The 7,237-nt window shown below is 67.7% G+C and carries 9 protein-coding genes, 1 pseudogene and 1 riboswitch; of the genes and pseudogenes, 6 read left to right on the top strand and 4 right to left on the bottom strand.

Annotated elements, in window-relative coordinates:
- Positions 1-21: 21 nt before the first annotated feature.
- The 3 genes from moaC to VXD91_RS21400 are packed head-to-tail and all read left to right on the top strand — an operon-like array spanning position 22 to position 1,351.
- Entirely contained in the window at positions 22-456 is a 435-nt protein-coding gene (gene moaC, locus VXD91_RS21390) for a cyclic pyranopterin monophosphate synthase MoaC (RefSeq protein WP_346416344.1), read from the top strand.
- Positions 453-932 (top strand): MogA/MoaB family molybdenum cofactor biosynthesis protein, encoded by a 480-nt coding sequence (locus VXD91_RS21395; protein ID WP_346416337.1) that lies wholly within the window; start codon positions 453-455, stop codon positions 930-932. Before moaC ends, VXD91_RS21395 begins: the two co-directional genes overlap by 4 nt.
- Complete coding sequence (locus tag VXD91_RS21400; RefSeq protein WP_346416338.1) at positions 929-1,351, top strand: molybdenum cofactor biosynthesis protein MoaE; 423 nt, start codon at positions 929-931, stop codon at positions 1,349-1,351. The genes VXD91_RS21395 and VXD91_RS21400 overlap by 4 nt, the downstream gene beginning before the upstream one ends.
- 240 nt (positions 1,352-1,591) lie before the next feature.
- Here VXD91_RS21400 and VXD91_RS21405 read toward each other — a convergent pair whose 3' ends face one another.
- From VXD91_RS21405 to VXD91_RS21420, 4 genes are all read right to left on the bottom strand, one after another.
- Positions 1,592-2,716, bottom strand: a complete 1,125-nt coding sequence (locus VXD91_RS21405; RefSeq protein WP_346416339.1) for a transglycosylase family protein — start codon at positions 2,714-2,716, stop codon at positions 1,592-1,594.
- Between the two features lie 8 nt (positions 2,717-2,724).
- Positions 2,725-2,921, bottom strand: a riboswitch (cyclic di-AMP (ydaO/yuaA leader).
- A 210-nt stretch (positions 2,922-3,131) separates the two neighbouring features.
- A complete protein-coding gene (locus tag VXD91_RS21410; RefSeq protein WP_020098885.1) occupies positions 3,132-3,389 on the bottom strand; it encodes a MoaD/ThiS family protein in 258 nt (85 codons plus the stop codon).
- A 2-nt stretch (positions 3,390-3,391) separates the two neighbouring features.
- Entirely contained in the window at positions 3,392-4,453 is a 1,062-nt protein-coding gene (gene moaA / locus VXD91_RS21415) for a GTP 3',8-cyclase MoaA (protein ID WP_346416340.1), read from the bottom strand.
- Positions 4,450-4,854: a YccF domain-containing protein gene (locus tag VXD91_RS21420; protein ID WP_346416341.1), complete on the bottom strand. Its 405-nt coding sequence runs from the start codon at positions 4,852-4,854 to the stop codon at positions 4,450-4,452. The genes moaA and VXD91_RS21420 overlap by 4 nt, the downstream gene beginning before the upstream one ends.
- A 149-nt stretch (positions 4,855-5,003) precedes the next feature.
- On the opposite strand from VXD91_RS21420, the gene VXD91_RS21425 reads away from it, so the two are divergent.
- The 3 genes and pseudogenes from VXD91_RS21425 to VXD91_RS21435 all read left to right on the top strand — a co-directional run bounded on the left by VXD91_RS21425 (position 5,004) and on the right by VXD91_RS21435 (position 7,009).
- A complete protein-coding gene (locus VXD91_RS21425; protein WP_053854517.1) occupies positions 5,004-5,414 on the top strand; it encodes a cold-shock protein in 411 nt (136 codons plus the stop codon).
- Between the two features lie 83 nt (positions 5,415-5,497).
- Positions 5,498-6,025: pseudogene (locus VXD91_RS21430) on the top strand (glutathione S-transferase family protein); the annotation flags it as partial.
- Between the two features lie 36 nt (positions 6,026-6,061).
- Positions 6,062-7,009 carry a hypothetical protein gene (locus VXD91_RS21435; protein WP_346416342.1) on the top strand — a complete coding sequence of 316 codons (948 nt, stop codon included), beginning with the start codon at positions 6,062-6,064 and terminating at the stop codon, positions 7,007-7,009.
- The last annotated feature ends 228 nt before the right edge of the window (positions 7,010-7,237 follow it).

Consider the following 7,237-nt stretch of genomic DNA (forward strand, 5'->3'; position numbering starts at 1 on the left):
GACGAAACGGGTGCGGCCCACATGGTCGACGTGTCCGCCAAGGACGCCACCCGGCGTACCGCGGTCGCGGCGGGCGTCCTGCACACCCACACCGACGTCGTCGACCTCATCACCAGCGGTGGACTGCCCAAAGGTGACGCGCTCGCGACCGCCCGCGTCGCCGGCATCATGGCCGCCAAGCGCACCAGCGACCTGATCCCGCTGTGCCACCAGCTGGCGCTCACCAAGGTCGAGGTGGCCTTCGAGACCAGTGCGAGCGGTGACGCCATCGGCATCACCGCCACCGTGCGCACCACGGACCGCACCGGCGTCGAGATGGAAGCCCTCACCGCCGTCAGCGTCGCGGCGCTGACGCTGTACGACATGATCAAGGCCGTCGACCCGGCCGCGCGCATCGACGACATTCGGGTGCTGCGCAAGGAGGGCGGCAAGACCGGTCTCTGGGAACGGGCATGACCCGCTCCGCCCGCGTCGTCATCGCCTCCACCCGCGCCGCCGCCGGGGTCTACGCGGACCGCACCGGCCCGCTCATCGTCGCCTGGCTCACTGAGCGCGGGTTCGACGTGCCCGCGCCCGTCGTCGTCACCGACGGCGCCCCGGTGGGCGCCGAACTGCGCCGCGCGATCGCCGACGACGTGGACGTCGTCCTCACCTCCGGCGGCACGGGAATCTCGCCGACCGACGCCACCCCGCAGGCCACGCTCGAGGTCCTCGACTACCAAATCCCCGGGCTGGCCGACGCGATCCGGCAGTCGGGGCTGCCGCACGTCCCGACCTCGGTGCTGTCGCGTGGTGTGTGCGGCGTCGCCGGCCGGACGCTGATCGTGAACCTGCCGGGCTCGTCCGGGGGAGTGAAGGACGGGCTGGGCGTGCTGGCCGGAGTGCTGGACCACGCGCTCGACCAGCTCAGCGGAAAGGACCATGCCGGGTGATCGTGCTCCGCGCCGACCTCAGTGAATCGCCGATCGATGTCGCGTCCCACGAGGCGCTGGTCGACCACAGCTCCGCCGGTGCCGTCGTGAGCTTCGCCGGTGTCGTGCGCAACCATGACGGCGGTCGCGGGGTGACGCGGCTGGAGTACTCGGCGCACCCGTCGGCCGCCGACGTCCTGGCTGAGGTCGCCGCCGACGTCGCCGCCGCCTCCGAAGGCGTGCGGGCCATCGCGGTCAGCCACCGGATCGGCGTGCTCAACATCGGCGACGCCGCTCTCGTCGCGGCGGTATCGGCCGATCACCGCGCGGCGGCATTCCGCACCTGTGCGCTCCTGGTCGACACCGTCAAGGAGCGGCTGCCGGTCTGGAAGCACCAGTTCTTCACCGATGGCACCGACGAATGGGTCGGCTCGGCCTGAGATCGTGTTCCCGCTCGGCTCGCCCGAAGACGGGCACGGAAGTACATAGCGTCAATCACCGCCGCGCGCAGCCGCCGTGATTGACGCCAGGTACGTATTTCGGGCGTCGGCAGTCCCTGAGTGCAATATCCGCCCGCTGGTCGCCCACTGATTGAACTCACGTACTTCTCCGGCGTCACACGCTGACCAACGAAAAGAAATCGCCCCGGTCGATGACCGGGGCGATTCTCTTTGTCTGTATTACGGAGCCGGCGGGGCGTCGACGATCGGGGCCGGGCCGGGCGCCGGAGCGTTCGGCGGGGCCGGGATGCTGCCGCCGGGGGCGCCGGTGCGCGTCGAGGCGACGGCGAGCAGGGCGTCACGACCCGAGATGTCGTTGTTCTGGACCGCGTGCCACAGCTGCTTGAGGTAGCTCATGTTGGCGCTGTCGCCCGTCTCGGGCGCGTCCATGGTCGAGCCCGGGGGCAGGTTGGTCGGGCTGGCGAGGTGCGGCGTGCCGTTCGGCGGGGTCTGCAGCGCGGCCGGGGCGGCCGGCGCGGGAGCCGCGGCGTCGGCAACAGGGGCCGGAGCCGGGGCCGGGGCGTCGACGACCGGGGCCGGCTCGACCGGCAGGTCCTGCTTGGCGTGCAGGGCCCAGACGCCGGGCTCGGCGGGCGCGTCGGTGGTGTCCCAGTTGGCGGCCTGGATCACGGGCGCCGGGGCCTCGACGGGGGCTTCCGGGGCAGGTGCTTCGACGACGGGCGCCTCGGGGGCCGGGGCCGGAGCCTCGGGGGCGGGAGCGGGAGCCTCGGGCACGTCCAGGGCGGGGGCCTCAGGGGCGGGGATTTCGTTCGCGACGTTGACGATCGCCGGACCCTCGGGGGCCTCAGGGGCGGGCGCGTCCAGCGGAGCGGCGGCCTCCTGCACCGGGGCCGGGTCGGCCGCGGCGTTGAGCTCGGGGTTGTCCAGCGGGGCGGCGGCCGGGGCCGGCGCCGGGTTGTTCTTCACGACGTTGCGCGGGGTGGCACCGGACAGGCCCGTGCCGCAGACCGGCCACGCACCGCGGCCCTGGCTGGCCAGGACGCGCTCGGCGACGGCGATCTGCTGGTCCTTGCTGGCCATGTTGGCGGCGGGCGCGTACTCGCCACCGCCGTGGGCGCTCCAGGTGCTGGGCGAGAACTGCAGCCCGCCCTGGTAGCCGTTGCCGGTGTTGATGGCCCAGTTCCCGCCGGATTCGCAGCGGGCTACCTTGTCCCATTCGCCGTCGGTCGCGGCGGAAGCCTGTGCGGCGAGGGCGATGGTGCCGCCACCAAGAACCGCGCCGGTGAAGGCGATCTTGGCGACAGAGACACTGGACGTGGTCGGTTTACGGTGGCGTCCACTCATGAAAAAAGCAGTCCTCTCGTCAACGCCTGCGAGGTCAGCTGTCGGGTTCGGGCTGGAGAGGTTGCCCGGCCTGCAGAGCAGGCTTCACCCCAAGGAGCCGAAGCTCCTGGTCCTGATTTCCTCGGTGGACCGGTTGGGTCCCCCGCCTCCATCCACGGGTTGTCGTCGGCCGCACCTGATGGATGGAGCTAGGCGTTTCAAGTGCGGGTGCCAAAGGGTCGCTCTGGCTTGAGAGACGACGGTATCGGGTCAGTTGGGTTCCGTCACCTCGACGGATTTTGGGCGTTTCGGGCCCGAGCAAATTATGAGAGGACTTTAAAGCCGCTGGCTGATTCGGCGTTTTCGCAGGTGTTGTTGCGGGTCAGAGGCGCCACAGCCAGGTCGTTACCGATTCGTTATGTGAGGCATTTCACAATTAGCCGCCGGCGAAGGGGGGTAGGACATCGAGCGTCTCGGCCGTCGCCAGCGCGGTGTCCAGATCGCGGACGGCGACGCCGTCGCGCAGGAATGAGCAGCGTGAGAGCACTTTTGCCACATCTGCCCCACGGGTACCAATGGAGTTCACCAGATCACGGACGGTTACACCCTCATTGAGCTGCAACGTTTCGGTCTCGATTCCGGTTGCGGCCTTCGCGGCGGCGAAATAGCGCACCGTCACCACCAATTCAGCCACCCTCAGCCGCCGATCGCACTCATCGGGCGGTCCGGCTGGACAAAACCCGGATCGTTTATTCCATGACCCGCCGGCTTGGCCCACATCGCGGCCCGCCAGGCGGCCTCGAGCGCATCGTCGTCAGCGCCGCCTCGCAGCAACGCCCGTAGATCCGTCTCCTGCTGTGAGAACAGGCAGCTGCGCACCTGACCGTCGGCCGTCAGCCGGGTGCGGTCGCAGGTGCCGCAGAACGCGGCGGAGACGGACGCGATGACGCCGACGGTGCCCAGCACCGTGCCGTCGTCGTGGACCTGCCAGAGCTCGGCGGGTGCCGAGCCCCGCGGCGCCGGGTCCGGGCGCAAGCTGAATTCGCGGCGCAGTGCCCCGAGAATCTGGTCGGCCTGCAGGACCGAACCGCGCTGCCAGTGGTGCCCGGCATCGAGCGGCATCTGCTCGATGATCCGCAGCTGGTAGCCGTGCTCGAGACAGAAGCGCAACAGCGCCGGGGCATCGTCGAGCCCTGTTGCCGGATCGAGCACGGCGTTGACCTTGACGGGACTCAGACCGGCGGCCTTGGCTGCGGCGAGGCCGTCGAGGACGTCGGAGAGCCGCCTGCGCCGGGTGATGGCGGCGAATCGGTCCGGATCGAGGGTGTCGAGGGAGACGTTGACGCGATTGAGGCCGGCTTTCTTGAGCGCGGCCGCGCGCTTGGCCAATCCGATGCCGTTGGTCGTCACGGCGATGGCCGGACGTGGTTGCAACGCGGCCGCCGCCGCGACGACGTCCTCGAGATACGGAACCAGGAGTGGCTCACCGCCGGTGAACCGCACGCCCGTGATGCCGAGGCGCATCACGGCCACCCGGATCAGCCGGGTGAGCTCGTCGAGAGTGAGCAGGTCGGCGCCGGGCAGCCAGTTCAGGCCCTCGGCCGGCATGCAATAGGTACAGCGCAGATTGCAGCGGTCGGTGACCGACACCCGCAGATCGGCGGCGACACGGCCGTACGTGTCGATCAGCGGCCCGGTTGCCGGGGCCGGACCGACAGGCCGCGCGACGGTGGGGAGGCCGAGGGGTGTGAGTGTCATGTCTGCCAGGTTGGAGCGGGGTGGGTCTGGTCGACGGGGACGATCTGCTTGCCGAGCGGCAGCAGCGACACCGGGATCAGTTTGAGGTTGGCCAGCGCCAGCGGGATACCCACGATCGTCAGGGCCTGTGCGATGGCAGTGGCGATGTGGCCGAGCACCAGCCACCAGCCGCACAACACCAGCCAGATCACATTGCCGACCAGGGCGCCTGGGCGCGGGCCGGGCTTGTCGACGACCGTCTGACCGAACGGCCACAGCGCATACACGCCGATGCGGGCCGCGGCGACGCCGAACGGGATGGTGACGATGAGAATGAAGCAGATCAGTGCGGCGAGGAAGTAGCCGAGCGCCAGCCAGAAGCCACCGAAAACCAGCCAGATGATGTTCAGGACCAGGCGCATGTCACCTCCCGCAAGTAGAACTCTCAGTCTACTGAGTAATGGGGATGCTGCGATCAGAGGTGGCCGAGTAGAATCAACGACAACGCGTCCTGCGGAGGTGGGGCGCTTTCGTTATGTAACCGTATGTTGAGAACGAGCAGGTGAGACCAGTGCCAAGCGGCCGGGTTAAGTGGTACGACACGGAGAAGGGCTTCGGCTTCCTCTCTCAGGAAGAGGGCGAGGACGTCTACGTCCGGTCTTCGGCGCTGCCCGCCGGGGTTGAAGGTCTCAAGGCCGGCCAGCGCGTCGAGTTCGGCGTCGCTGCCGGACGCCGCGGCCCGCAGGCGCTGAGCCTCAAGCTGATCGACCCGCCGCCGAGCCTGTCGCGCACCCGTCGCGAGGCGGCCGCCCCCGAGCACAAGCACACGCCCGACGAGCTGCACGGCATGGTGTCGGACATGATCACCCTCCTCGAGGACGTCGTGCAGTCCGAGCTGCGCCGGGGCCGTTACCCCGATCGCAAGACGGCCCGCAAGGTGTCCGAGGTGGTCAAGGCCGTCGCGCGCGAACTCGACGCCTGATCCACGCGCCGAACGTTGGCTTGTGTTCGAGAGCCGGCTGATTTCTCGTACCCAAGCCAACTGTTCGCGGGCAGACTGGGGACGTGACCTACGTCAAGCCAGGTTCTGAGTACACCCGCGACACCAACTACATCAGCACCCGGATCACGGCCGACGGTCGTGACGGGTACCCCGTGGAACCCGGCCGGTACCGGCTGATCGTTGCCCGGGCCTGTCCCTGGGCCAACCGGGCGATCATCGTCCGCCGGCTGCTGGGGCTGGAAGACGTTCTCTCCATTGGCTTTTGCGGTCCGACGCACGATCAGCGCAGCTGGACGTTCGACCTCGACCCCGGCGGCGTCGACCCGGTGCTGAAAATCCCGCGGCTGCAGGACGCGTACTTCAAGCGCGACCCGAACTATCCCAAGGGCATCACGGTGCCGGCGATCGTCGACGTACCCACCGGCGCGGTCGCGACCAACGACTTCCCGCAACTGACGCTGGACCTGTCCACCGAATGGACGGCGTATCACCGCGAAGGTGCGCCGCAGCTGTACCCGGAGCACCTGCGCGACGAAATCGACACCGTCCCCAAGCGCGTCTACACCGAGGTCAACAACGGTGTCTACCGCCACAAAAGGCACACCCAACTTTTGGCGGCGTGACCGGTGGCCGCGTTTGCCGACTTTGCGACCGAATTCCAAAGGCGTCGTGCGCATCTCGAACAGTTGCCCGGCAAGGTCTACCACGAATGGGCTGAGTCGCTGAACCGCGCGGCGAAGCTATTCAGCCGAAACACTGAGGAGCTTTGTGCGCACCTCGGCCAGTTCGTTGGTCAGCCAACGGTTGCGACCGAACTGCCGGAAGAGTTTGACGAGGAGGCGGCCCGCCTTCTGCTCAACTATCTGGCTGCGCTGGCTGGACTGCGTGATGCACAGCGCGTGGTGCATCGCAGGCTGTGGCCAGACCCGGTCGAAGAGGCCGGCTCATGTGAAAAGTGCGGCCGGAGTGATCCGAAGCGGACCAAATGGGAGACCACGGTTTGGGATCCGAAGCGTCTGGAGCTGCTTGGCGATGCGCGGATTGTCTTTCTTACCAAGCTGCGTGATTACTCGCTGCACTACGCCACACCCGTCATGACGGTGGCTACTCAATTCAGATCACTCGGCGGCAGCGGGGGTCCGATGCAGATGGCGAACTCCGTGGGAATAGCGCGAGACAAGCTGCTCGAATGGAGTGGCTGGAATGCGACCTCGCGTGCCTTCATCACCGAACATGACGGCGACATCATTGACTTGCTGCCACTAGTTGCGTTCTTCTCGCAAAGGGTGCGCGAGTTCATTACGTGGTTCGGTGCTCAGATTGACGGTGCGGTCGGACAAGAAGCACGTGAGTATGTCGAGAAGCACAACGATCTCCGAGCCTGGTACAAGGTCCACGAAGCCTCTGCCCAGTATCGCGCGGTCCGGAATTCAGAGCATCACCGACGCCGCGTCAATGCCCGACTCGAACGAGCCGCGTACACGCCGGTCAGTTGGCGCGTCATCGCAGTTGCCGAGAACGGCGAGTGTATCGTCGGCGAGTCTGATTGGCCACCTTTCCATTCCCCCGCCTGACGCTAGATAAACGCGATGGCGTCCAAGTCGCTGAGCAGGAACAACACGCCGTTGCTCCTGCCGGACACGCCCTGCCTCGGGTGCTTAGCGTGCCTTGCAGTGGGACGCGCTGGATCTTTACGGACTCAAAGCCAACCCGACCCCTCTGAGTGGCAATACCCGGGATGGCGGCGCCGCAGACGGCGAGCGCCGCTCAGATAGCGGTTGCTCTTGTAGCGGATTCACACC

This window comes from Mycobacterium sp. SM3041, from assembly GCF_039668335.1.
Taxonomy (GTDB): domain Bacteria; phylum Actinomycetota; class Actinomycetes; order Mycobacteriales; family Mycobacteriaceae; genus Mycobacterium.

Bases quoted from the DNA above. Each gene is read 5' to 3' on its own strand.
- VXD91_RS21405 (WP_346416339.1), bottom strand. From the start codon at position 2,716: ATGAGTGGACGCCACCGTAAACCGACCACGTCCAGTGTCTCTGTCGCC.
- VXD91_RS21420 (WP_346416341.1), bottom strand. From the start codon at position 4,854: ATGCGCCTGGTCCTGAACATCATCTGGCTGGTTTTCGGTGGCTTCTGG.
- moaA (WP_346416340.1), bottom strand. From the start codon at position 4,453: ATGACACTCACACCCCTCGGCCTCCCCACCGTCGCGCGGCCTGTCGGT.
- VXD91_RS21395 (WP_346416337.1), top strand. From the start codon at position 453: ATGACCCGCTCCGCCCGCGTCGTCATCGCCTCCACCCGCGCCGCCGCC.
- moaC (WP_346416344.1), top strand. From the start codon at position 22: ATGGTCGACGTGTCCGCCAAGGACGCCACCCGGCGTACCGCGGTCGCG.